Annotated in this window: 18 protein-coding genes; 15 read left to right on the top strand and 3 right to left on the bottom strand. The window is 66.2% G+C overall.

Annotation, left to right across the window (positions count from 1 at the left end):
• Positions 1-35: 35 nt before the first annotated feature.
• A complete protein-coding gene (locus FX134_RS06315) occupies positions 36-1,691 on the top strand; it encodes an ABC1 kinase family protein (RefSeq protein ID WP_080799226.1) in 1,656 nt (551 codons plus the stop codon).
• Between the two features lie 332 nt (positions 1,692-2,023).
• Positions 2,024-3,130: a helix-turn-helix transcriptional regulator gene (locus tag FX134_RS06310; RefSeq protein ID WP_080799223.1), complete on the top strand. Its 1,107-nt coding sequence runs from the start codon at positions 2,024-2,026 to the stop codon at positions 3,128-3,130.
• Between the two features lie 230 nt (positions 3,131-3,360).
• On the opposite strand, the gene FX134_RS06305 is transcribed toward FX134_RS06310, so the two are convergent.
• Positions 3,361-4,818, bottom strand: a complete 1,458-nt coding sequence (locus FX134_RS06305) for a DEAD/DEAH box helicase (protein WP_080799220.1) — start codon at positions 4,816-4,818, stop codon at positions 3,361-3,363.
• A gap of 379 nt (positions 4,819-5,197) precedes the next feature.
• Between FX134_RS06305 and nrfD (FX134_RS06300) the strand changes: the two genes are divergently transcribed.
• The 13 genes from nrfD (FX134_RS06300) (at position 5,198) to FX134_RS06240 (ending at position 21,673) form a co-directional block, all read left to right on the top strand.
• The gene (gene nrfD / locus FX134_RS06300; protein WP_080799217.1) at positions 5,198-6,145 is read left to right on the top strand and encodes an NrfD/PsrC family molybdoenzyme membrane anchor subunit; all 948 of its coding nucleotides are present in this window, start codon (positions 5,198-5,200) and stop codon (positions 6,143-6,145) included.
• A gap of 63 nt (positions 6,146-6,208) precedes the next feature.
• Positions 6,209-6,688 carry a GntR family transcriptional regulator gene (locus FX134_RS06295; RefSeq protein WP_080803832.1) on the top strand — a complete coding sequence of 160 codons (480 nt, stop codon included), beginning with the start codon at positions 6,209-6,211 and terminating at the stop codon, positions 6,686-6,688.
• A gap of 4 nt (positions 6,689-6,692) precedes the next feature.
• The gene (locus tag FX134_RS06290; protein ID WP_080799215.1) at positions 6,693-7,682 is read left to right on the top strand and encodes a slipin family protein; all 990 of its coding nucleotides are present in this window, start codon (positions 6,693-6,695) and stop codon (positions 7,680-7,682) included.
• Positions 7,683-7,786: 104 nt separating this feature from the next.
• Entirely contained in the window at positions 7,787-9,016 is a 1,230-nt protein-coding gene (locus tag FX134_RS06285; RefSeq protein ID WP_172623401.1) for an ATP-binding protein, read from the top strand.
• 470 nt (positions 9,017-9,486) lie between these two features.
• Positions 9,487-11,967 carry a molybdopterin-dependent oxidoreductase gene (locus tag FX134_RS06280; RefSeq protein ID WP_080799207.1) on the top strand — a complete coding sequence of 827 codons (2,481 nt, stop codon included), beginning with the start codon at positions 9,487-9,489 and terminating at the stop codon, positions 11,965-11,967.
• A gap of 10 nt (positions 11,968-11,977) precedes the next feature.
• Positions 11,978-12,595, top strand: coding sequence for a 4Fe-4S dicluster domain-containing protein (locus FX134_RS06275; protein WP_080799203.1), 618 nt, complete (start codon positions 11,978-11,980; stop codon positions 12,593-12,595).
• A 16-nt stretch (positions 12,596-12,611) separates the two neighbouring features.
• Entirely contained in the window at positions 12,612-13,820 is a 1,209-nt protein-coding gene (nrfD, locus tag FX134_RS06270) for an NrfD/PsrC family molybdoenzyme membrane anchor subunit (protein WP_080799199.1), read from the top strand.
• Between the two features lie 134 nt (positions 13,821-13,954).
• Positions 13,955-14,587, top strand: coding sequence for a TorD/DmsD family molecular chaperone (locus FX134_RS06265; protein ID WP_080799196.1), 633 nt, complete (start codon positions 13,955-13,957; stop codon positions 14,585-14,587).
• Between the two features lie 672 nt (positions 14,588-15,259).
• Positions 15,260-16,090 (top strand): trimeric intracellular cation channel family protein, encoded by an 831-nt coding sequence (locus tag FX134_RS06260; protein WP_232050860.1) that lies wholly within the window; start codon positions 15,260-15,262, stop codon positions 16,088-16,090.
• Positions 16,091-16,232: 142 nt separating this feature from the next.
• A complete protein-coding gene (rlmB, locus tag FX134_RS06255; RefSeq protein ID WP_080799192.1) occupies positions 16,233-16,988 on the top strand; it encodes a 23S rRNA (guanosine(2251)-2'-O)-methyltransferase RlmB in 756 nt (251 codons plus the stop codon).
• Positions 16,989-17,007: 19 nt separating this feature from the next.
• The gene (locus FX134_RS06250) at positions 17,008-17,544 is read left to right on the top strand and encodes an NYN domain-containing protein (RefSeq protein ID WP_080799190.1); all 537 of its coding nucleotides are present in this window, start codon (positions 17,008-17,010) and stop codon (positions 17,542-17,544) included.
• A gap of 206 nt (positions 17,545-17,750) precedes the next feature.
• Complete coding sequence (locus tag FX134_RS06245; protein WP_080803827.1) at positions 17,751-19,850, top strand: efflux RND transporter permease subunit; 2,100 nt, start codon at positions 17,751-17,753, stop codon at positions 19,848-19,850.
• The gene (locus FX134_RS06240) at positions 19,847-21,673 is read left to right on the top strand and encodes a hypothetical protein (protein ID WP_232050859.1); all 1,827 of its coding nucleotides are present in this window, start codon (positions 19,847-19,849) and stop codon (positions 21,671-21,673) included. Before FX134_RS06245 ends, FX134_RS06240 begins: the two co-directional genes overlap by 4 nt.
• A gap of 41 nt (positions 21,674-21,714) precedes the next feature.
• Here FX134_RS06240 and FX134_RS06235 read toward each other — a convergent pair whose 3' ends face one another.
• Both FX134_RS06235 and FX134_RS06230 read right to left on the bottom strand, forming a co-directional pair.
• A complete protein-coding gene (locus FX134_RS06235; protein ID WP_080799187.1) occupies positions 21,715-22,269 on the bottom strand; it encodes a TetR/AcrR family transcriptional regulator in 555 nt (184 codons plus the stop codon).
• Between the two features lie 629 nt (positions 22,270-22,898).
• Positions 22,899-24,527, bottom strand: a complete 1,629-nt coding sequence (locus FX134_RS06230) for a sensor domain-containing diguanylate cyclase (RefSeq protein WP_080799184.1) — start codon at positions 24,525-24,527, stop codon at positions 22,899-22,901.
• Positions 24,528-24,791 lie beyond the last annotated feature (264 nt).

Genomic DNA, 24,791 nt, shown 5'->3' with positions numbered 1-24,791 from the left:
ACCGTCGCGTGACGACGGGGCCCGTGCGATAGCCCATGGCCGAGAACACGCTGCTCAAATACTTTTTCAGCTCCGGAGCTGAAATCGATCCCGAAGGACGGTTCGATCTGAGCCGCAAGGCCCGCATGCGCCGCCTTCGGGAGATATACGCCATTTTGCAGAAGCACCACTTCCTCAAGGGCTTCTCGCCCGAGGAGTTCCGCACCATGCTGGAGGACCTGGGCCCGAGCTTCGTCAAGATCGGCCAGACGCTGTCCACCCGATCCGAGATCCTGCCGAAGGCCTACTGCGACGAGCTGGCGAAGCTCCAGGCCGAGTGCGACCCGCTGCCCTTCGAGGACATCCTCGCGGCGCTCGACGACATCTACGGCGACGCGCAGGGCGACGTGTTCGACGCCATCGACCCCACGCCGCTCGGCAGCGCGTCGCTCGCGCAGGTGCACAAGGCGCGCCTGGTCACCGGCGAGACGGTGGCGGTGAAGATCCAGCGCCCCGGCGTGAAGGCCGTCATGGCGCAGGACATCGACATCATGCGCATGGTGGCGCGCCAGGCCGCGCGCTTCATGAAGGACGAGCAGATGCTCGACCTGCGCGACGTGGTGGAGGAGCTGTGGGCCACCTTCCTCGAGGAGACGGACTTCGCGCGCGAGGCCGCCAACCTCGAGGAGTTCGCGCGCCTGAACGAGAACGTGGCGTTCATCGACTGCCCGAAGGTGTACCCGGAGCTCTGCGGCGAGTTCGTGTTGGTGATGGAGTACGTCGACGGCATCCCCATCCTGGCCGTCGACCGGCTGCGCGAGTCCGGCTACGACCTGGAGGAGATCGGCGAGAAGATCCTCGACAACTACGCCGAGCAGATCCTCGACCACGGGTTCTTCCACGCCGACCCGCATCCGGGCAACATCCTCGTGCGCGACGGCAAGATCGTCTACATCGACCTGGGGATCATGGGCCGCCTGTCGCCGCGCGACCGCGCCGGGTTCGGCAGCATCATCCAGGCCGTGGGCATGGAGAACGCCACCGAGCTCAAAGACGCCCTCATGTCGTTCGCCATCTCGAAGGACAACGCGGCCATCGACCACACGCGCTTTTTGGCCGACCTCGACCTGTTGCTCGAGGACTACGGCTCGTGCGACGTGGCCGACATCGACATCGGCATGTTCCTCAACGACATCCTGTCGCTCACGCGCTCATGCAAGGTGACGCTGCCGGCGTCCATCACCAGCGTGTCGCGCGGCATCGTGACGCTCGAGGGCACCATCGCGCCGTTCATCCCCAACGAGAACGTCGTGGGCATCATCAACGCGCACATCCAGCGCTCCAAGAGCAAGCGCGACGAGCTGGCGCGCGCCATGGAGGACCTCGCGCGGGCGCTGCGCTCGTCGACGAAGGGCATGATGGACTCCGCGCAGTTCTCGGGCGAGGCGCTCAAGATGCTCACGCGCGGCCAGCTGAAGATGAACATGGAGGTGCTGGGGTCGGAGGCGCCGCTGTCGAAGCTGGCGAAGATCATCAACCGGCTGACCATCGGTATCATCATCGCCGGCCTGTTCGTGGGCTCGAGCCTGCTGGCCAACTCCACCATGGAGCCGCGCCTGCTCGGCGTGCCGGTGCTCTCGTTCTTCGGCTACCTGGGCGCCGCCATCCTGAGCGTCTGGGTGGTCCTCGACATCAGCCGCCGCAAGCTGTAGGCGAGCGCGCTGTCATCCTGAGCGAGCGCAGCCCTTCCCATTGTCGTCCTGAGCGAGCGCAGCCTCCCCATTGTCATCCTGAGCGAGCGCAGCGAATCGAAGGATCCCCTGCGGCGCCAGCCGTGAGTCTTCCAGCTGGCGCCGAGCGGGATCCTTCGACTCCGTGCTGCGCGCTCCGCTCAGGATGACAGCGCGCTCCCATTTCCCCAGCTCATAGCTCCCGCAACCAATAATTGCGGAAAATTCCAACTGGAAGCGGTCGCGCCGAGATTCCCGCAACCGTAGTGTTGGCGGTGAGCTAAGATGGACGAAACGAGAAAGGGTGCGGAACTATGAACGTGGAGATCGCAGAGCGCTTGGCGGCGCGGCGCAAGCAGGCGGGGCTGTCGCAGGAGGCGCTTGCCGAGCAGCTGGGCGTGTCGCGGCAGGCGGTGTCGAAGTGGGAGCGCTCGGAGTCCTCGCCCGACACCGACAACCTCATCGCGCTCGCGCAGCTCTACGGCGTGTCGCTGGACGACTTGCTGTACGTGGACGACGCCATCAAAGACGACGTGGCGTTCGAGGCGAGCGATCGCGCGGCCGAGCGCGGCGCCGCTCCGGCCGAGCCCGCCGACGCAGGCGAGCCCGCGTGCGAGCCCGAGTCCTCCGACAAGAAGGGCAAGGTGCGCATCGGCTTCGGCGGCATCCACGTGGAGGACGGCGACGAGTACGTGCACGTGTCGTGGCGCGACGGCGTGCACGTGAAGGACGCCAAGAAGGGCGAGGAGGTGCACGTCGGCTGGGACGGCGTGCACGTGAAGAGCCCTGGCAACGGCTTCGGCGACGACGAGGTGCTCATCGACGGCGACGACGTCATCATCAACGGTGAGCACTTCGACAGCTGGCAGGACGCGCATGCGAAGTACCATCACGGCTGGGAGGACGAGGGCCGCTGGAACGAGCCGTGCGGCTACACGGTGCAGGGCGAGCGCTTCGACACGCTCGACGACGCTCGCGCCAAGTACGGCGACGAGGTGGGCCGCACCATCCCCGTGCGCAAGCACTACCTGCGCGCGTTCGAGAAGTCGTGGGTGAAGTTCCCGTACCCGCTCGTGGTGATCGTGGTGTACCTGCTGCTCGGCATCCTGAACGGCGCGTGGGCGATGGGGCTGTTCCTGTTCCTCACCATCCCGCTGTACTACATGGTGGGCCACGCCATCGGCCGCAAGCGCATCGCGCCGCTCGTGTCGGGCGCGTATCCCATCGGCGTGGTGGCCTGGTTCTGCTGGATGGCGTTCGTCGACAACGCGCCGCATCCCGCGTGGGTGGCGTTCCTCACCATCCCGCTCGTGGAATGGCTGGTGTGGAGCCTGTCGCACTGGCGCCGCGACCGCAAGCGCGCGAAGGCCGCCGCCAAGAACGCCCCGATCGACGTGGAGGGCAGCGTGGAAGGGCGGTAGGAGGTCGGCGGAAGCGCCGGGCTCGACCTCACGGCAGGAATTTGCGGCTGTGGCACGCGCGGCGAGTTCGCGAAATCGGCGACCTGGGCAAACGCTGGGCACGCGGCGTCTCGGGAGCCCGAAACCCGCCCGATCCGTGCCACAGCCGCAAATTCTCGCCACGACCGAGAACAAAAAGGACGGACTGCCTCGGCGGTCCGTCCTTTTTGTCAAGCTGCTTCGTTAGCGCTTTACGCGGAGCGGTCGGCTTTGGCGAAGCGGCTGTAGTCGTAGGTGTTCGGGCGGTTGGAGCGCTTCTTGGCGCCGGACTGCGCGGGCGCGCCCTTCTTGGAGGAGGTCACGCGCTTGGCGGCGTTCGAGTAGTTCTTCGACGGGCCCTCGCTGCGCGTCGCGCGACCGGGGCGGCTGTCCTGCGAGCGCTCGGGGCGCGGCCCCTTGTGCGCGGAAGGGCGGTTGTCGCGCGAGCCCTGGTAGGCGGCCTTGGGCTTCGAACCCTTGTAGCCGCCGCTCTTGCGCGGGCCGCCCTTGCCCTTGGCGCCGCCCTTCAGCAGCGAGGGGTCCAGGTTGTAGCTCTCGAGATCCATCAGCGGCAGCTCCTTGCCGATGAGCTTCTCGATGTCCTTGAGCGTGCGGTTGGACTCGCGGGTGACGAACGAGATGGCGTAGCCTTCCTCGCCCGCGCGGCCCGTGCGGCCGATGCGGTGCACGTAGTCCTCGGGCATGTCGGGCAGGTCGAAGTTGATCACATGGTCGACGTCGGGCACGTCGATGCCGCGCGCCAGCACGTCGGTGGCCACGAGGATGGACGTCTTGCCGCGGCGGAAGTTCTCCAGCGCGCGCTTGCGCTGGCCCTGCGACTTGTCGGAGTGGATGGACTCGGCGCTGAAGCCGGCGCGGCACAGCGTCTCGGCGCACTCCTCGGTGCGGAACTTCGTGCGCGCGAACACGATGATGCGCTCGGAGCCCTTCTCGCGCAGAACGGCCTCCAGAAGTTCGGGCTTGTTGAAGTTCTTGATGGGCATGATGTACTGGGCCACCGTCTTGGCCGTCTCGCCCTTGCGCGCGATCTCGACCACCGCGGGGTCCTTCAGCAGCGAGCCGAGGTTCTTCTCGATGGACTGGTCGATGGTGGCGGAGAACAGCAGCGTCTGGCGGTTGTCCGGCGTGGCGTCCACGATGGTGGTGACGGCGGGGAGGAAGCCCATGTCCAGCATGCGGTCGGCCTCGTCGAGCACGAGCGTGGTGATGCTGCTGAGGTCGACGACGCCCTTCTCCATGAGGTCGTTCAGGCGGCCGGGGGTGGCGATGAGCACGTCGGTGCCGCGGCGGATCTCGTTGATCTGCGGGCCGTAGGGCGTGCCGCCGAAGACGGTGGTCACGAAGTGGCCGGTCTTGCGCGAGATCTGCATGGCGGTCTTGGCGATCTGCTGGGCGAGCTCGCGGGTGGGGCTCACCACCAGCACGCGCGGGGCGCGCTTGCCGCGCTTGCCGCGGGGCAGGGTGGAGAGGGTGGGCAGCAGGAACGCGGCGGTCTTGCCGGTGCCGGTGGAGGCGGCGGCGATGAGGTCGCGGCCCTCGAGGACCAGCGGGATGGCCTGCTCCTGCACGGGGGTGGGGGCATCGTAGCCCAGACGCTCGACGGCCGCGAGCGCGGCCTCGGACAAGCCGAGTTCGGCAAAGTTGGACATATTCGTTTCCATTCTCTTCGTGCGCGCCCTGCGCGCTTCCGTTCGCACCCGCACCTTGCGGCGTGCATTGCGCTTAACTCGAGCCGCTTTCTGCCATCTATCTGCGAACGCGCGAAGAGAAGAGAAAGAATTTCGTGTGAAGCGACTGCCCAGTATGACCGTTCGTCCGCGCCCGGCGGGCCGGCGGCGGCGAAAAAGCGCCGAATGTGTGGGAATCTCCATGGAGCGAGGGTTCCAAGAGGGCGACAATGCGTTCAGCGGGAGCGTCCGGTGCCGTTGTCGACAGGGTGCCTTGCCGCTATGCCTCGGGTGGCGGGCGTGTTAGAATTATCCTATGATTTTCGCTGGCGAAGCGGCGGGCGAAGGCGAAGGGGGACGGATGCTGAGCGACTTGGCCGTGGGGTACCTGTTCCTCGGCGGCGCGGGCGCGGGGGCGTGCCTCGTGCTGGCCGCGATGGGACTCTTCGTGCCGCGCGCCGCCGCGTTCGCGCCCGTCGGCGCGCGCGAGCGGCTGCGACCGTCCCCGGCGCATCGCAGGCTGCTCGCGCCCGGGTTCGCCGCGGCCCTCGTCGCCCTCGCAGGCGGCGTGGCGTGCCTGGTCGCGGACGTGGGCAGCATCGACCGGGCCGTGCTCCTGTTCGCCCAGCCCGCGTGGACGCATCTGGCCGTGGGCGCCTGGTCGCTCGCGGCGTGCCTCGCGTTGGGGTGCGCGCTGGGGCTGGCCTGGGCGGGCGCGGGCTCGTGGAGTGTCGTGACGTTCCGCGTGCTCTGCGCCGTCGAGGCGGCAGCGGCCCTCGTGGCGATGGCCTACACGGGGCTGCTGCTGCAGAGCCTCGCAGCCGTGCCCCTGTGGACGCCGCTGCTCGTGCCCGTGCTGTTCGTGCTTTCGGCGGCCTCGTGCGGCATCGCGCTCGTGCTGGGGTCGGCGCAGCTCTCGGGTGCTGCGATGGTGTTCCGCTCGACGATGCGGCGGCTTGTCGCGGTCGATGCGGGGATCGTCGTCGTCGAGGCCCTCGTTGCGGCGGCGTTCGTGCTGGCGGCGCGGGCGGGGTCGGGCTTCCCGGCCGACACGCCGTCGGCCTTCGCGGCATCGGCCTCGGCGGCGACGCTCGTGTCGGGCGAGCTGGCGTGGCTGTTCTGGGGCGGGTTCGCGGCTGCGGGGCTGGCGGTTCCGTTCGCGCTCGACGTGCTGCTCGCCCGCGCGCGCCGGCCGATGCCGGGGATTGCGCTCGCGGCCGCGGCCTGCGTGCTGGTCGGCGGGCTGATTATGCGGTACTGCGTGGTGGAGGCGGGCATGCGGCCGCTGCTCGCGTTCGCGGGCGGCTGATGCAGGGCGGGGAAGTGGACGAGACGACGCGCGAGGATGCGAAGAGAGATGCAAGGTGAGACGATGTTTCCGTTCGAAGTAGACACCACGACCGACGTGCCCCTGTGGGTGCAGCTGCGCCAGCGGCTCATCTATCTCATCACCACCGGCTACTTCAAGCCCGGCGACCAGCTGCCCACGGTGCGCGGCCTCGCGTCCGAGATCTCCATCAACTACAACACGGTGAACAAGGCCTACCTGAGCCTCGTCTCGGACGGGTACCTGGAGTCCACGCGCGGCCGCGGCGTGTTCGTGCGCGATCTGGACGCCGAGGTGGACGAGGAGTTCGCGAAGGAGGTTGACGGCATCATGGAGGACTGCGTGGCGGCCTGCCGCGACCTGGGGATGTCTCTCGACGACGTGCAGCGCTGCATGGCGCTCAAGGTGAAGCAGATCAAGGTGCACGAGGGCCTCGATGCGGGCGAGGCGGCCGAGGCGGGCAAGGGGCGCATCGTGACGGTTGACGTCGGGTCGAAGGCGCGTTCGGCGCGGACGGGAGCGTGAGGGCATGGCGAAGAAGCGCAACGCAGGATCGGCCTCGGCGGGCGAGTGCGAGGCGGCAGCCCGGGGAAGCCGCCTCGCCGTGGTTCCGGACGCGGGCACCGAGGTGGTGGGGGAGCGGGCCTCAAGCACGGGCGTCGTGCTGTTCTCGGCCGTGGTGTTCCTCGTGTCGTTTTGCCTGGTGCTCGCCGCGTGGCAGCTGGTCGCGGGCTCCCTGGGCGCAGTCGGCATCGTCTGCGCGCTCGTGGTGGCGGCGCTCGCCACCATGTCGGTGCACATCGCGCAGCAGTGGGAGCGCGTGGTGGTGCTGCGGTTCGGCAAGTTCGACCGCGTGTCGGGGCCGGGGCTGTTCTGGACGTGGCCCATCGTGGAGCAGAACACCATGCGCGTGGACGGCCGCGTGCGCGTGACCACGTTCGGCGCCGAGGAGACGCTCACGGCCGACCTCGTGCCGCTCGACGTGAACGCCGTCCTGTTCTGGCACGTGTGGGATGCAAAGGCCGCCTGCACCGAGGTGGGCGACTTCACGCGCGCCGTGGAGCTGGCCGCCCAGACCGCGCTGCGCGACGCCATCGGACGCGGCGGGGCGGCCGAGGTGGCTATCCGGCGCCAGCAGCTCGACCGCGAGCTCAAGCGCGCGCTCGAGGAGAAGGTGGCGCCCTGGGGCATCACCGTCCTGTCGGTCGAGATCCGCGACATCCTGCTGCCCAAGGAGCTGCAGGACGTGATGTCGCTCGAGGCTCAGGCCGAGCAGCGCAAGAAGGCCCGCATCATCCTCATGGAGGCCGAGCAGGACATCTGCGAGATGATGGGCGAGATGGGCGACGCCTACGCAAAGAACGACGCCGCGCTGCGCCTGCGCGCGATGCACCTGCTCTACGAGAGCGTGCGCGAGACCGGCGGCACCGTGGTGGTGCCGAGCTCCTTCAGCGAGGGCTTCGGCGATGTGCTCGGCGACGCCGCCAAGGACGCCCTCAAGCGCGCTCCCGGGGCGTAGGGCTTCGGGCAACGGTTGGTCATCGCGAGGCCTATTCGAGTTGTCCCGCTGCATAGGTTCGGCTAAAATACACCCAACGTGTAAAATAGCCGAAGGGAGCGACCGTGGAGTACATCCCTCGTGAGATGGAGCCTCTGGTTGGCAGCGTTGCGGACGAGTACGCCGCCCTGCTGGTGACCGGCCCGCGTCAGGTGGGCAAATCGACGCTGCTCGACCATATCGTCAAGGCTCGCGGCCTCACTCTCGAAGCGGTCACGCTCGACGACCTTGCGACGCGCCAGCTTGCCGTGAACGACCCCGCGATGTTCTTCCAGCTCCACGAGCCGCCGGTGCTCATCGACGAGGTGCAGTACGCCCCCGGCCTCTTCATCGAGATGAAGAAGATGATCGACGCCGGCTGCGAGCCCGGCTCGTTCTGGCTGACGGGCTCGCAGCAGTTCCGCCTCATGGAGCTTGCGGGAGAGTCGTTGGCGGGGCGCATCGCCATTTTGCCGCTCTCGTCGCTTTCGCAGCGCGAGGTGGAGCGGCAACCCGGCGGCCCGTTCACGCTCGACCTGCCGACGCTGAAGGAGCGCGCGAAGGAGATGCCGCCGAGGACGCCGCGCGAGCTTTTCACCGCGATGCACCAGGGAGCCATGCCCGGCGTGCTCTCGGGGAAGTACACGAATCTGAACATCTTCTACAGCAGCTACATCCAAACCTACATAGAGCGGGACGTGCGCAAGCTGCTGGGCGACGTCGACGCCTTGCAGTTCATGGATTTCATGAGGGCCGTCGCCGCCCGCTGCTCGCAGATGCTCAATGTGTCGGCCATCGCTGAGGACGTGGGCATACGTTCGGAGAAGGCGAAGGCGTGGCTTGGCGTGCTCGAGAAGTCGGGCATCGTATTCTCCTTGCATCCCTATTCGAACAACCAGCTCAAGCGCACGGTGAAAGCCTCCAAGCTGTATTTCCACGATTGCGGGCTCGTGGCTCACCTGGCGCGCTGGCTCACACCCGAGACCCTCGAGGCGGGGGCGATGAGCGGCGCCTTCATGGAGAACTTCGTCGTGTCGGAGATTCGCAAGAGCTTCCTCAACGCGGGGCTCGACACGCCGCTGTACTACTATCGCGACAAGGATGGCAAGGAGATCGACCTCGTGCTGGAGTCCGATGGCGAGCTGCATCCTATCGAGATCAAGAAGACGGCCTCGCCCAACCTGGGGATGGCGCGCTCGTTCGCGACGCTGGACAAGAGCCCGGTTCCACGTGGGCGAGGGGCGATCGTCTGCATGGCCGAAGCGTTCGGCGCCCTCGATGCGGACACGCTCATCGTGCCGGCTTGGATGGTCTGACCAAGGACTCGATAGCGATAAAGCCCAGTTCAGTCGCTTATGCAAAAGTTGCAAAAGTTTGCAAAAAACGAAAAAGTTTGCAAAAGTTAGTAAAAGGCCGGTACTTCGACATGCCGGCGATGCGCGAGTTTTTGGAGGAGCGCCTTGAGGGGTAGGGGAGCGTTGCGGTGTTTCATATGAAACATCTGTGCTAGGATACCTGATTGTTTCACGTGAAACAGGTGCCGGCGAATGCATCGTAACAGGGGCGGGCGATGAACTATCCGCAAAGTAGCATAATGCAGCGGAAAATTATCCTATGACAATCCTTGATTGTCATAGGATAATTTTGTATAGTGAAGCCAGTGGAATTGGCCGATTCTCACGGGGAAACAGGGGGTGTCCTCGTACGAGGCATGCCGATCGAGCGGTGTGAGGACCGCGCGGCCGGCGCAACGGGGATAACCTGACGACATCTTTGAGGAGGATTCATGTCAGGAACCAGCAACCCGCACGGCGGGCTCACGAGAAGGGGCTTTCTCAAGGCGACGGGCGCTGCAGCAGGCGCGCTCGGCCTCGCCGGCGCCGCCGGCATGACCGCGGCCGACACCTGGCTCGCGCCAACGGAGGCGCACGCCGAGCCGGAGGAGACGGTTGGCTACACGTTCCACCAGAACCACTGCACCGGGCACTGCTCGCTGAAGTGTACGGTGAGGGACGGGCGGCTCGCGCTCATCGAGCCCAACGATGCAGAGTCGTACGACAAGCGCTATCGCATCGCCTGCGTGCGCGGCATATCGGAAATCGAGCACGTGTACAGTGAGGCGCGCATCCAGACCCCGCTCAAGCGCGTTGGCGAACGCGGTTCGGGCGAATTCGTTGCAATCAGCTGGGACGAAGCGCTGGAGGAAATAAAGAAGAACCTCGGTGACGTCTGGAGCAAATACGGCAAAGAGGCGGTGGTTGTCGCTGGCACCTCCGATGTTAAGGTTCGCTATCCGCATCTGAAGCAGATCTTTAACGCGCAGCAGGATGGCAGGACGGGCATCGATATCGGTGTGGGTAACGGGCTGGGGCCGATGATCGGGGATTCATCTTCGTTCGTCATCTGTACGAGTGAGTCGCGCGATTGGTGCCGCGCTAAGACGATCATCCTTGCCAGCACGAACTTCCTCGAGTCGAGCGTCCCTTCGGCGAAGAACTTCTTCGAAGCTCAGGAAGCGGGCGCGACCATCATTTCCGTGGACACGCATTTCACCACCACGGCCGGGAAGGCCGACCAGTGGGTTCCCATCGAGCCCGGTACAGACGGGGCCCTGTTCCAGGGGATGATCAGCTGCATTCTGGACAACGAGTGGTACGATGAGGCTTCGATGAAGACGGGTACGTCCTTCCCGTTCTTGGTGAACACAAAAACGGGCAAGCTGCTCCGCGCGCAGGGCGATTCGGCGGGCGAAGAAGGTCAGACGGCTTGGGTGGCCTACGGCGATACGGTTTCCGGCGCGAATACCGATGAGAAGAAGTCACCCGGCTTCATGGTGTGGGATACGGTGTCCGGCTCCGCTGTCCTGTTCGAATCCGAAACAGCAGTCCCGGCGCTGACCGGGCAGTACGAGATCGATGGGTCTACGTATACAACGGTGTTCGAACTGTTGAAGAAAAGCCAGAAGGACAACGGCTTCACCGTGGAGTGGGCATCGCAGAAAACGTCCATCCCTGTCGAGACGATCGAGGACCTCGCGCGCCGCTACGCGCTCGAAACGCCCGCGACCATCTCGCTTGGTTGGGGCGGGTCGGACAAGTACATGAACTCCGACATTTGCGGCCATGCGGCAGGTGTGCTTGCAGCGCTGACGGGCAACTACGGTAAGCCGGGCGCGAGTGTCGGTGTCCATGTGGGCGGCAACTACAGCGGCTGGTCGGCCAAGCTGGCGGCCTGGAAACTGCCCAAGGAATACAAGGTCGCGAAGCAGGAAATGGCCTCCTACAGGATGCGATACGAAGACAACGGCGTGCATGCCTATGTCGCACTGGGTGATATGTTCCAGCAGCACTACGCGAACATGAACGTCACCAAAGAATGGCTCAACACCCTCGACTTCATCCTGTACATCGACATCTACCATACGACAAGTGCCGACTGGGCCGACATTGTCCTACCGGCGTGCTCCAAGTTCGAGACCTCCGAGGAGGTCGAGTCGCTCAAAGTGGCGTACGGCCATGTGCTCGCGCAGGGTAAAGTGCTAGACCCGCTGTTCGAAAGCAAGCCCGACCTGGAAATAGAGCGCCTGCTGGCCAAGACGATGGGCATTCCCGAGAGCGTCCTGCCGAAGAGCTCCTACGAGTTCTGCGAGTACCAACTGGCCCAATCGACGGATCCGAAGCTCAAGGGCATGACGCTGCGCAGCCTTCTGGACAATCAAGGCGTACTCCCGCTTCCTGGCATCGACGAGATCCGCGAGACGTATGCATCCCAGGTTGCGAAGACTGATTCAGGGAGATTCGACGTGTACCTGGAAAAGCGCCTGGAAGCAGGGCAAGCGCTCCCGGTTTACGAAGACCCGCAAGAAGTGCATTCAGGAAACGCTCTGCGCCAGAAGTACCCGCTGCAATTCTACCAGGCCAGAACCAAGTTCCAGATTCACAGCATGTTCTGTGACGCGGCCTGGATCAAGCAATTCTACGAGCCCCATATCGAAATGAACCCCGTCGACATGGAAGCGCGCGGTCTTTCTGCAGGCGACGTGGTTGAGGTGTTCAACGATCGCGGGTCGATGCAGGTGAAGGTGGCGGCGAACGAGATCGTCCGTCCTGGATGCACGAGGATATTCGAGGGCCTTTGGACGAGGCACATGATCAAGGGCAACCTCCAAGAGCTGACGAACGACGATCTATCTCCCCGGGAGGACATCCTCCAGGCGGGCACCTGCATCGCGTTCCAAGACACCCTCGTCGAAGTGCGAAAGGCATAGGTGATCGACTATGACTCGTTTGGGAATAGCCATCAACACAAGGCGCTGCATCGGATGCCAAACCTGCGCGCTTTCGTGCAAGATGCAGAACAGGGTCCCCGATGGCATGATGTGGAACCGCGTCATCACCGAAGGCGCCGATGTGCTCGACGGGGCGGTGGGGACGTATCCGCGCCTGTCACGAACCTATCTTCCGATAGCCTGCCAGCACTGCGAGAACCCCGCATGCCTGCGCGTGTGCCCCACCGGAGCCACGTATAAGGACGACAAGGGACGCGTGGAGGTCGATTACGAGAAGTGCATCGGCTGCCGTATGTGTATGGCGGCGTGCCCGTACAACGCGCGCGTATTCAATTGGAACGACCCGGCGTTCAAGCCCGATTTCGCGTATGGGGACGATTCCGTGCCGGTTCGAACTAAGGGTGTGGTGGAGAAGTGCACGCTTTGCAAAGAGCGCACCGACCGCGACGAGGAGCCGATGTGCGTGCAGAACTGCCCGTACGAAGCCCGCATCTTCGGCGACCTCGACGATCCGAACAGCGAGATCTCGCGCGTCGTGCGCGAGAAGGAAGCCGACATCCTGCTTCCCGAGCAGGGAACCCGTCCGCAAATCTACTATTTCAACTAAGGAGGAGGTGCGTATTATGGGAACCTCTGCGAAATTCAAGACCGCGGCCGGCGTGCTCGGCGCGCTCACGGCGGCGGGGATCGCCGCTTGGATCTACCAGCTGGCGAACGGCCTGGGCGTCACCGGCATGTCGAACGGCACGTCGTGGGGCCTCTACATCACCATGTTCATGTTCTTCGTGGGCCTGTCGGCCGGCGGCCTGATCGTGGCCTCGTCCGCCTCGGTGTTCCATGTGGCCGATTACAAGAAGGTGGCGCTGCCCGCGGTCATCCTGTCCACCGTGTGCATCTGCGTGGCGGGCATGTTCGTGCTCATCGACCTCGGCGGCATCCAGCGCGTGTGGCGCATCGTCACGGGGCCGAGCCCGGCATCGCCGCTGTTCTGGGACATCTGCGTCATCATGCTCTACCTGGTTATCAACATCGTTTACCTGCGCTTCATGACCTCGAAGAAGCCGGGCGCGGCCGACAAGGTGGCCGTCGTGAGCCGCTTCGCGCTGCCGGTGGCCATCCTCGTGCACTCGGTGACCGCATGGATCTTCGGCCTGGAGATGGCGCGCGAGGGCTGGTACTCGGCCATCATGGCGCCGCTGTTCGTGGTGAGCGCCATGGACTCCGGCCTGGCGCTGCTCATCTTGTCGCTCATGGGCCTGGACAAAGCCGGTTGGTTCAAGGTGGAGAAAGGGCTCCTGTCCAAGCTGGCCGGACTGCTTGCCGCCTGCATCGCCATCGACGCCTTCTTCATCGGGTGCGAGGTGCTGACCATGGCTTATCCCGGCGCCGCCGGTGCGGAGACGCTTGCCATCATGGCGACGGGCGCCACGGCCCCGTTCTTCTGGTTCGAGATCGTCGCCGGGCTGCTCGTGCCGTTCTGCATCCTCGTGTTCTCGAAGAACCGCGCGCGCATGGGGCTGGTGGCCGCGGCGAGCGTGCTCGTGGTGGCGGGCGTGTTCTTCAAGCGCGTGTGGCTCTTGCTCACCTCGTTCGTCGAGTTCAACGTGGCAGGCGCGCCGGGCGTGTCGCTGGGCACGACGGCTGCGCAGCAGGGCGGGACGGGCATGTGGGCGATGCTCGGCACGTACGCTCCCACCTGGGTGGAGATCGTGGTGGCCGTGGGCGTGGTGTCGCTTGGGGCGCTCGCGTTCATCGTGTTGGCGCGCCGGCTGCTTGTCGGCCGTGACGCGACGCGCGCCGTTCCCTCGCCGGCTGCAGGCGAGGCCGCGTAGCGCCGCTACGCCGTCCGGTGGCGCCCGTCGCGCGGTTCTCCGCCGCGTGGCGGGCGCCGGGCGCTCGGTGCGGTATGCTATGCGCCAAACGTTTTCAAGCAAGGCTCGCATCCGCGAAGAAAGGAGCTCGTCCCATGGCGGAAGAGATCCCCTGGAAGACCCTGTCCGAAGCCTACGCGTTCATCGGGAACTCCCTGTTGAAGCCCATGACGCAGACGCCGACGGTGGGCTTGGACCCCGCGTTCTGGGAAGGGTTCCCCACCTTCGACGAGGGCATAGCCGAAGCCGTCGCCGGGTGCCTGCGCTACGCGGAGGCCGCGGCCGAGCGCGCCGAGGCCGGCGGCGACGAGGCCCAGCGCTGCGCGGTGGAGTTCACCCGCCTGTTCGTCGGCCCGCCGAAGCCCGCCGCCGCCCCGTGGGAGACGATGCACCGCGGCCAGGATGTGACCGTGGGGTTCGGCCAGCCCACCTTCGAGATGCGCCAGCTTCTGCGCGAGGCGGGCCTCGAGGTGAAGAACGAGAACAACCAGTACGAGGACCACATGGGCATCGAGCTGCTGCTGCTGTCCACCCTGTGTGCCCGCCAAGACGCGGAGCCCGACGCCGAGGGCGCGCGGAAGATCGCGGAGTTCATCGATGCGCATCCGCTCGCCTGGGTGGGGAAGCTGCACGCCCGCGTGGCCGAGGAAGCGCCGGAAGGCTACTTCGCCGCGCTGCTCGCCCTCGAGGAGGTTCTGCTCCGCTGGCACCGCGCGCAGCTGGGATAGCCCTCCGGCTCCGAGCAATCCTCGCGCGCCGCAATCTTCGCTCCGAAAACACGCCTCACGCGCTGAGCCGTGTTTTCGGAGCGAAGATCCTGCTTTAGTTGGCGATTGTCGTTCGGTCGTGCTAGGATGCGTTTTGAATAAAAAGCGGCAACGCTTTTAACGCTTCGGGGCGCTTGCGTTCCGGAGCGTTTTTTCTATAGGGGGTGTATGACGGGATGACCGGGAAGCGCGAAAAGAAGCTGCCGGTCGCCGATTCGGGACGGGCCGTTTCTCTCGCCGCGCTCGATTTTTCTTGTTTGCACGGAATTTGCGGCTGTGCGAGCTGTTTACCATGGTTAACTGCTGCGGGAGGCGCGTTCGGTTGAAGAAACCCCTGGTCGCGCGTTTTGTTGGAGGGGATGAATCGGGTTAGCTTAGGCTAACAGCTCGCACAGCCGCAAATTCCGTGCAGCGAGGAGCCTCCCGAGCGTCGACGCGGACAAAAAAGCGAGTTTTCATTATCCTGAAAATGGTGCAACCAATTTTGCAAAGACTCTATCAGGGGTGATACGTTGACACCATTTCTTCGCACCACAACGCAGCCCAATATCTAGGGAATGCTCGCGATTTTGTCCATGATCATGCAAGTCATATATGAATTGCGGCGCGACGGGAGGGCCGCCAACGGGTATAATGCCCCTGCCCGCGCACAACCTTTCCGAGGAGCCCATGGACGCCACCGCCTTGCAGCAGCTGTTCGCCGACACCGACGTGCTCACGGTGCCGTGGAGCATCGACTACTTCTCCGTCATCGTCGGCGTGCTCACGGGCGCGCTGTTCGCGTGCGACCGCAAGCTCGACATCGTGGGCACGGTGGTGCTCGGCCTGGTCGCGGGGTACGGCGGCGGCGTCATCCGCGACATGCTCATGCAGGACAAGGGCGTGTACTTCACCTCGCATCCCGACCTCATCCTCATCTGCATCGCCATCTGCGCGTTCGTGTTCTACTTCCGCGGGCTGTTCCGCCACCTCGATGCCACGGTGTTCTTCGCCGACGCGCTGTCGGTGGGCCTGTTCGCGCTCGCCGGCGCATCCAAGGCGTTCTCGTTCGGCGAGGGCTTCGTGCTGTCGGTGATCCTCGGTGCCATCACGGCCGTGGGCGGCGGCGCGGTGCGCGACATCTGCGTGGGCGAGACCCCCGGCATCTTCCAGCAGTCGAACTTCTACGCGGTGGCGGGCCTGGGCGGGTCGCTCGTGTTCGTCGCCATGGCCTACGCGGGCGCGCCGCTTCCCCTGGCGGGCGTGGCCTGCGTCTTCGCCGTCGTATTCCTGCGCTACTGGAGCGTGTACTTCGACTGGAGGACGCGCGACGAGGCCGACCTCACACCGCATGTGGCGCGCGGGCTGGGCAAGGCGAAGCGCATCGCGGCCGGCGTGTTCCTGCACGGCGGCGACGCTACGGCCGCGCAGAAGGAGCGCCGCCGCCGGGGCCGCTGGCGCCGCAACCGCGACAAGCGCGACTGAGGCCGCCCGCATGGCGATACGCTGAAGAAACCCGCGCTGATGCCCTCGCCCGCGTCCCCATCTGGCATACTGGCTGCAACAACAACGCACCGTGCGATGCCTTCCAGGGTCGACGCGGGCAGGCGAAGAAAGATCGGGGAACATGGCTGATTTCATCGAGGGCAAGCGCCCCGTCATCGAGGCGCTGCGCACGGGCGTGCCCATCAAGAGCATCCTCATGGCCGACAACGTGCAGAAGGACGGCCTCATCGAGGACATCCTGCGCAAGGCGAAGCGCGCCGGCGTGGACGTGGAGAAGGTGCCGCGCAAGATCCTGGACGCCAAGTCCGACCGCGGCAGCCACCAGGGCGTCATGGCGAAGGCCGCGCCGTTTCCCTACGTGGGCATCGGCGACATCATCGACGCGGCGGCCAAGTCGGCCGAGCGCGACGAGGGCCGCGCGCTCGTGGTCATCCTCGACCACATCACCGACGCGGGCAACCTGGGCGCCGTCGCGCGCAGCGCCGAGGCCGTGGGCGCGTGCGGCATCGTGATCCCCAACAAGCGCAGCGCGCACGTGGAGGCGTCCACCTACAAGAGCTCGGCCGGCGCCATCGCGCACGTGCCCGTGGCGCAGGTGTCGAACCTCGTGCAGACGATGGGCCGCCTCAAGGACGAGGGCTTCTGGATCGCCGGCGCCACCGAGCACGCCTCGGACCTCATGTGGGACGTGAACCTCAAGGGCAAGATCGCGCTCGTGATGGGCAACGAGCAAGAGGGCATCTCGCGCCTCGTGATGGAGCACTGCGACTTTTTGGCGAAGCTGCCGCTCGAGGGCGAGGTGGCCTCCCTCAACGTGGCCCAGGCCTCCACCGCCTGCATGTACGAGTGGCTGCGCCAGAACCGCGCGGGCCGCTAAGGCGCGACGGACGGGCACCGTGGCCAGGCAACGCAAGAAGCTTTTGCTCGTGGACGGGTACAACGTGCTGCGCTCCGGCAGCCGCTACCGCGTCGCGCCCGAGGAGGACTACACCGACGACACGTTCAACGCGGCGCGCGAGATGCTCATCAACGACGTGGTGAACTACGCCGGGCGCGACTTCCGGGCCATCATCGTGTTCGACGGCGCGCGAAACGCGTTCTCGAACGGGGAGGCCGAGAAGGTGGGCGGCGTGAGCATCGTGTTCTCGCCGGCGGGCCAGTCGGCCGACAAGGTGATCGAGAAGCTGGCGCACGATGCGCGCGAGCGGCAGGTGGAGACGCTCGTGGTGACGAGCGACGCCACCATCCAGGACACCACCTTCGGGTTCGGCGTGGACCGCATGAGCGCCGACGGGTTCTCGCGCGAGGTGGACCGGTGCTACGAGGAGGCCCGCCTCGACGACACCCCGAAGGCGGCCGTGAAGAACACGGTGGCCGACCGCATCGACGCCGCCACCCTCGCAGCCCTCAAAGCCCTGCGCGACGGCGCGTGAGACAGCGCGTGACAGGGGGACGGGACGGCGTCAAGCGCTCGCCCAGGACAACAACCCGGAAGCATTTGACGATTCGGTGAATGTCCGACACTTCGGCTGCGGGGTGTTGGGATACGGGCATATCAGCTGCCGCTTGTCGGTTGTTTCGCTACACGGTGTTGGTTATCATGCATGATGTAGGGTAATCGAGCGAACAGGCGGTGGGCATGGACCGCATCATCAACGGCATCATCGCGCAGCGCAAGGCCGTCGTGGCGACGTTCTTGGCCGTCGCCGTCGTGTGCGCGGCCATGATCCCGTTCGTGGGCGTCAACTACGACATGGTGGACTACCTGCCCGACGAGGCGCAGTCAACCACGGCCGTCGCTCTCATGAACGACGAGTTCACCCAGGCCGTTCCCAACGCCAACGTGCTCGTTCACGACGTGGGCCTGGCCGAGGCGCTCGCGCTCAAGGAGAAGATCGCCGCGGTGGAGGGCGTGGAGGGCGTCATGTGGCTCGACGACGTCATGGATACCACCGTGCCCCTCGAGATGGCCGACGCGTCCACCGTGGAGGCATACTACCGCGACGGCTCGGCATTGTTCCAGGTCACGGTGGCCGAAGGTGCCGAAAGCTCCGTCGTCCCCGCCCTGCGCGCGCTCGTCGATGCGGCGGGCCCGGGCAACGCCGTCTCCGGCGAGGCGTCGGACACGGCGCAGGTCACGGCCAGCACGGCGCAGGAGGCGGGCGGCGCGGCGCTCATCCTCGTGCCCATCATCCTGCTGCTGCTCGTGCTGTCCACCACCTCGTGGATCGAGCCGGTGCTGTTCATCGCCGCCATCGGCGTGTCCATCCTCATCAACATGGGCACGAACATCGTGCTCGGCCAGGTGTCGTTCATCACGTTCTCGGTGAGCCCTATCCTGCAGCTGGCCGTGTCGCTGGACTACGCCATCTTCCTGCTGCACGCGTTCGCGGACGAGCGCCGGCTCACGGCGGACGTGGACCAGGCCATGGCCCGGGCCATGCGCCGCTCGCTCTCCACCGTGGCCGCCAGCGCGGTCACCACGCTGTTCGGCTTCGCCGCGCTCGCGTTCATGCAGTTCCAGATCGGCGCTGACCTGGGCATCAACCTGGTGAAGGGCATCGTGTTCAGCTTCTTCACGGTCATGGTGTTCCTGCCGGCGGTCACGCTCACGCTGTACAAGCTCATCGACAAGACGCGGCATCGCCCGCTCATGCCCTCGTTCGAGAACGTGGGCGCGGTGCTCGCGAAGGTGCGGGTGCCGGCGCTCGTGCTGGTGCTCGCCCTCGTGGTGCCCGCGTTCCTCGGGCAGGCCCACACCGTGTTCACCTACCAGAACAGCGAGCCCGACCCCAATCTGCGCGCCGGCGCCGACACGCTCATGATCCAGGACGAGTTCGGCCAGCAGAACGCCGTGGCGGTGCTCGTGCCGCGCGGCGACATCGCGGCCGAGGCGGCCCTGTCGGCCGATCTGGCCGAGGTCGACCACGTGACGAGCGTCATCTCGTATGCCTCCGCGGTGGGGGCCGCCATCCCGCAGGGCTTCCTCGACCAGGCCGTCGTCGACCAGTTCTACTCGCCGAACTACGCGCGCATCATCGCCTACACCGACACGGACACCGAAAGCGACGAGGCGTTCGCCACGGTGGAGGCCATCCAGCAGACCGCGGCGCGCCACTACGGCACGTACTACACGGCCGGCCAGTCGGCGAACCTCTACGACATGAAGAACATCGTGGCGGTGGACAACGTGGTGGTGGCTGCGGTGGCCGTCGTGGCCATCCTGCTGGTGCTGCTGGCGACGTTCCGCTCGCTCACGCTGCCGCTCGTGCTGCTGCTGGCCATCGAGTCGGGCATCTGGATCAACCTGTCCATCCCGTATTTCATGGGCGAGTCGGTGAACTTCATCGGCTATTTGGTCATCAACACCGTGCAGCTGGGCGCCACTATCGACTACGGCATCCTGCTGACCACGCATTACCTGCGCCAGCGCAAGCGGGTGCCGGCACGGGAGGCCGCGCGCCTCGCGCTCGGCGAGACGTTCAAGTCGCTGCTCGTGTCGGCCAGCATCCTGGCCACCGCGGGCTTCGCGCTGGGCTTCGCGTCCAGCATGTCGGCCGTGTCCAGCCTGGGGCTTCTGCTCGCGCGCGGCGCTCTCTTGTCGCTCGCGCTGGTCACGTGCTTCCTGCCGGCGCTGCTCGTGCTGCTCGACCCCGTCATCCGCCGCACTACCTGGCACGCGGGCTTCGCGCCCGCAGCTCCCGCGCCGCTCCCCGAGCCCGAAGGAGGAGAATCGTGAAAACGTCCCCCCGCATCCGCACCAGCATCAGCATCCGCAGGGCGCTGGCCGCCTGCCTAGCCGTCGTCCTCGCGACCGCCGGCGTTCCCGCCCTGGCCTTCGCCGCTCCGTCGTCGACCGCGAAGTACGAGAAGTCCGAGGTGGTGTACGCGACGCTCGCCGCCGACGGCGCGCCAGAGGCCGTGTACGTGGTGAACCGCTTCGACGTGGAAGGCGCGGGCACCGTCGTCGACCACGGCGGCTATACGGCCGTGCAGAACCTCACGAACGAGGCCGAGCTCGCGCGCGAAGGCGATGCGACCGTGTTCGAGGCTGAGAAGGGCACGCTGTACTACCAGGGCGACGCCGCCGGCACCGCGCTGCCGTGGAAGGTGGCGCTTGCCTACGAGCTGGACGGCAAGAAGGTGAAGGCCGATCAGCTGGCCGGCGCGACGGGTGACCTGGCCATCCATGTGACGACCGCGTGCAACGAGGCGATCGACCCGGCGTTCTACGACAGCTTCATGCTGCAGATCACGTTCACGCTGCCCGGCGATGTGGCGTCCGACGTGAGGGGCGAGGGCGCCACCGTGGCCCTCGCCGGCGAGGACGCGACGGCGGCGTTCACCGTGCTGCCCGGCCAGGACGGCGACTTCACGCTCACGGCCAAGGTGCGCGACTTCGAGATGGCGGGCGCGCAGATCGCAGCGCTGCCGTACTCGTCGGTCATCGAGATGCCCGACACCGACGGCATGGTGGACGGCATGTCCGACCTGTCCGACGCGGTGAGCGCGCTGGCCGACGGCACCTCGTCGCTGGCGGCGGGCGTCGACGAGCTGACGAGCGGGGCGCAGAGCCTCTCGTCCGGCTCCGCGGCGTTCGCGGCGGGGCTCAACCAGCTGAACGGCTCGTCGGGCCAGCTGGTGAACGCGTCGTGCCAGATCAAGGATGCGCTCGCATCCATCTCCGGCGGCCTTGCGGGCGCGGACCTCTCGCAGCTCAATCAGCTCGCGCAGCTGCCCGGCGGGTTGAACGCGCTCGCGGACGGGCTCGCGCAGCTGCGGGAGAACGCAGGCCTCGTGCAGCAGGGGTACGCGGCCTCGCTGACGGCGCTCGATGGGGCGATCGCGGGGATTCCCGAGGGAACGCTCACCGAGCAGCAGATCGGCAAGATGATGGCCGCGCTGACCGACCCCGGCGATCTCGCCACGGCCCAGCAGCTCGCTGCGAACTACCAGGCCGCCCAGACCGTCAAGGGCACCTACGCCGCCACGAAGCCCGCCTTCGACGGCGCGGGCCAGCTGCTCGGATCCCTCCCGGATGCCCTCGACCAGCAGGAGGCCGCCCTGCGCACCATGGCGTCCTCGCTTGAGAAGGCCGTCGGCGGCGGGCAGCTCGACCAGCTTTCGCAGCTAGCCGACGGCATCGCGCAGCTCTCCGGCGAGTACGGCCAGTTCCACGAGGGGCTCGCCCAGTACGCCTCGGGCCTGTCGACGCTCGCCGGCAACTACGGCCAGCTGGCGTCGGGTGCGAGCCAGCTTGCGGGCGGCACGGGGCAGCTGGCGGGCGGCGCGGGCGAGCTGAGCAGCGGCATGGGCCAGCTCAACGAGTCCGTCATCGTCCTGCCCGACACCATGAAGCAGCAGATCGCTGAGATGACGGCCGACTTCGACTTCCCGGAGTTCGAGCCCGTCTCGTTCATGTCGCCCGAGAACACGGGCGTGACGGCGGTCCAGTTCGTCATGACCACGGCCGCCATCGAGAAGCCCGAGCCTCCCGAGCAGGAGGAGCCCGAGCAGGAGCAGACCATCTGGGACCGCTTCGTCGCCCTCTTCCGGGGGTAGCGCCTGTTGTCTGAGCGGTCGCCTGCGCTCGGGCGCCGTCCTTACGCGCGTTCCTCGATGCCGTGTTGGATCATGCGCAGCAGCAGCTCCGACATCTCGGCGGGGGACTGCGGCGTGCCCTTCTTCAGCCAGTGCGACAGCATGCCGAGCGCGCCCGACACGGCGAACAGGTACATGTACTCCAGATCGTCGGCGTCGACGGCCTTCTCCTGGTCGGACAGCTGGATGTCCACGAGGTGCGCCAGCTCCATGATCTGGCGCTGGAAGCCGCCGTCGCTCTCGTCGAGCAGCATGAGGAACACGTCGGCGTTCTCCTTCGCGTACTCGAGGATCTTCACCACGTTGCGCCCGCGCGGCTCGTCGTCGGCCAGAAGGCGCGCCTTGAGGTCGCCGAGCGCCTCGGCCTCGATGTGCGCCAGCAGGTCGTACTGGTTGCGGAAGTGGGCGTAGAAGGTGCTGCGGTTCACGTCGGCCGCCTCGCAGAGCGCCTTCACGGAGATCTTCGAGATGTGGTTCTCGCTCATGAGCTCGATGAGAGCGCCGGTGAGCGCGCGCTTCGTGTACTGCACGCGCCGGTCGGTCCTGCTGGTGTCCATGGCTGCGCCCCCTTCGATTCGCTCGCTTCATTATAAAGCATGCCTGCCGTCGTGCGAGCGTGCCAAAAGCCCGAGGACAAGGGCACGCACGGTCCCCTGTTGACGAGGAGGGTGCGGGCCTTTTACCAAGAATCTGACCCTCCGCTTAACACATAATCCGGCGACTGCATCCTCCTGCACGCGAATCGAGCCTGCCCGACACGAAAACCCTCGACGTGAAAGGCTCGGAGGCGAAAAATGGGCGGCTATCGTCTCCCCAGAGCAATAGCCCTCGACGTTTTCCCAGGTCGCGGAACCTCGACGCTCGCGTGGATCGCCGAAACCCTTTCACGTCGAGGGTTTTCGTGTCGGGCAGGCTCGATTCGCGTGCACACCCTTTCTCGAGGTGCTCGATTGTGCGTCAAAGGGGGAGTCAGAACCAAGAATTTGCGACTGTGGCAATCGCAGAGTTCGCGCTCTATCAGCGACCTGGGAAAGCGCATTGCGGAACCAGCCGAGTCGTTCCGAAAGCCCGCGTTTTTCTGCCGCAGCGGGGAGTGCGCCCGGATCGCTGCACTGGCGCGGGGGGGGGGTGCGGTAGGACAAGCGATGAGACAATTACCCGGTCCCTTCGTCACGCCGTCCCTTTGTCACGCCCGCTCCTCCTCGCCGTGCACGCGGCATTGGGACTTGCCGAGGCGCTTGGCGCGGTAGAGGGCCTCGTCGCTTCGGCGCATGAGCTCGTCGATGGACAGGCTGGCATCGTCGGTGACGGCGATGCCGATGCTGCCGCTCACCGCCTGGGGCGCGCCGTCGGCTTGCGACTCGGCCACGAGGCGCGCGAGCAGCCGCTCCGATCGCGCGCGCAGGTCGGCCAGGCTGCGCTCGCCGAACGCGGCCACCACGAACTCGTCGCCTCCCCAGCGGATGACCGTGTCGTCGGGGAACGTCTCGCGCAGAAGCGTTCCCGCCTTGAGCAGCGCCTCGTCGCCCACATCGTGGCCGAAGCGGTCGTTGATGCCCTTGAAGTCGTCCAAATCGAGCGCGACGATGGCCAGGGGCTCGTCGCGGCCGCGCTCCTCGAGGTACTCGTAGAAGTAGCGGCGGTTGAACAGGCCCGTCAGGTAGTCGGTGCGGGCGTTCTCGATCGCGCGCCGCTCGAGCTCGCGCTCCACGGTCACGTCGCGGTAGATGCGCAGATGGCCGGTCTCGTTGCCGAACACGTCGAGGATGGCGCGATCGTTGATCTCGAACACCTTGTCGACGCCCGCGATGCGCGCCGAGAACGAGCTGTCGTCGGCGAAGTCGTTCGCGTCCACCACGTCGTCGCCGAGCACGCGCCGCCGCCACAGGTCGAAGTTGCCGCCGAGCACCTCCGCGCGCTTCACGGCGAAATACTCCTCGGTCTTGTCGTTGATGTTGATGATGCTGTCGTCGGTATCGAGCACGACGATGGCGAAGGGCATGCTGTTGATGAACACCTCCAGCTCGGTGGCGATGTTGTGCAGGTCGGTGACATCGTGGGCGATGCCCACCGTGCCCATGGTGCGGCCGTCCTCGTCGAACAGGGGCGACTTGTACGTCTTGAACTGCCGCATGCCGCGCTTGGTCTTCACCTGCTCGTCGAACAGGCACGTGCGGCCGGCGGCCATCGTCTCGTCCTCGGATTCCAGGCACACGTACTCGCCCTGCGCGTACTCGTCGGGCGTGATGTCCCAGATGTAGTAGTGGCCGCGGCCCTCCACCTGCTCCTTCGTCTTCTCGACGGTGGCGCAGAAGGCGTCGTTCACCTTGAGGTGCGCGCCACGGGCATCCTTGAACCAGATGAGCTCGGGCGTCGAGTCGATGGCGGTGTTCAGGCAGGTGCGGACAAAGCGCAGATCGGCCTCCTGCTTGGCCGCGCGCAGGAGGCGTTCCAGCTCGAAGGCCGCGCGGGCGGGCTCGAGCGGGGAGGGCCACACGGCGTCGACGAGCGCGAGGTCGTCGGCCTTCCAGCCTGCGACGGCGTCCTGCGGCGCGACGACGGCGAGGGCGCCGAAGCGGCCCGGGCGCTCCTCGCGGCGCCGCGCGGCGAGCGGTGCGAGATCGCGGACGGAGGCGTGCGGAAGGCGTGCGAGGTCCACCACGGCGATGTCGCACGTCGCGAGTGCCTCGGCGTCGAAGGCGTCGATGCGGCGCAGGTCGTGCTCGAAGCGGTCGAGCGGCTCGACGGCCGCCAGCGCGTCGAGCGCGCGCTGCTCCAGGCCGAGCGAGGCGATGCTGAGCTTTTTGCGGTACATGGCACTCTCTCCTGTTCGCACGCATAGAAGTGCCTCGAATCGTACCACATCGGATGCACATCATCCACCATTGTTCGCGCCCTTGCGCGGCGTCGGTTGGTTGCAAAAGTAGCTGCAACACTGCATGAGTTATCGCAACAGTTGCGGTTTCACGTGCAAAACAGGGGGAATCGCGTTGCGCTTGCCCTTGCAATCGGCGCCGATCCGCCTCAGACCGCCCTTTGCCCCACAGCATCTCGAGAGGATTCGGGCGCGCTCGCGCAG

It is taken from the genome of Arabiibacter massiliensis, from assembly GCF_902386925.1.
Lineage (GTDB): Bacteria > Actinomycetota > Coriobacteriia > Coriobacteriales > Eggerthellaceae > Arabiibacter > Arabiibacter massiliensis.
The sequence above is the reverse complement of the archived record's forward strand: the minus strand, read 5'-3'. Positions and strand labels throughout refer to the sequence as shown.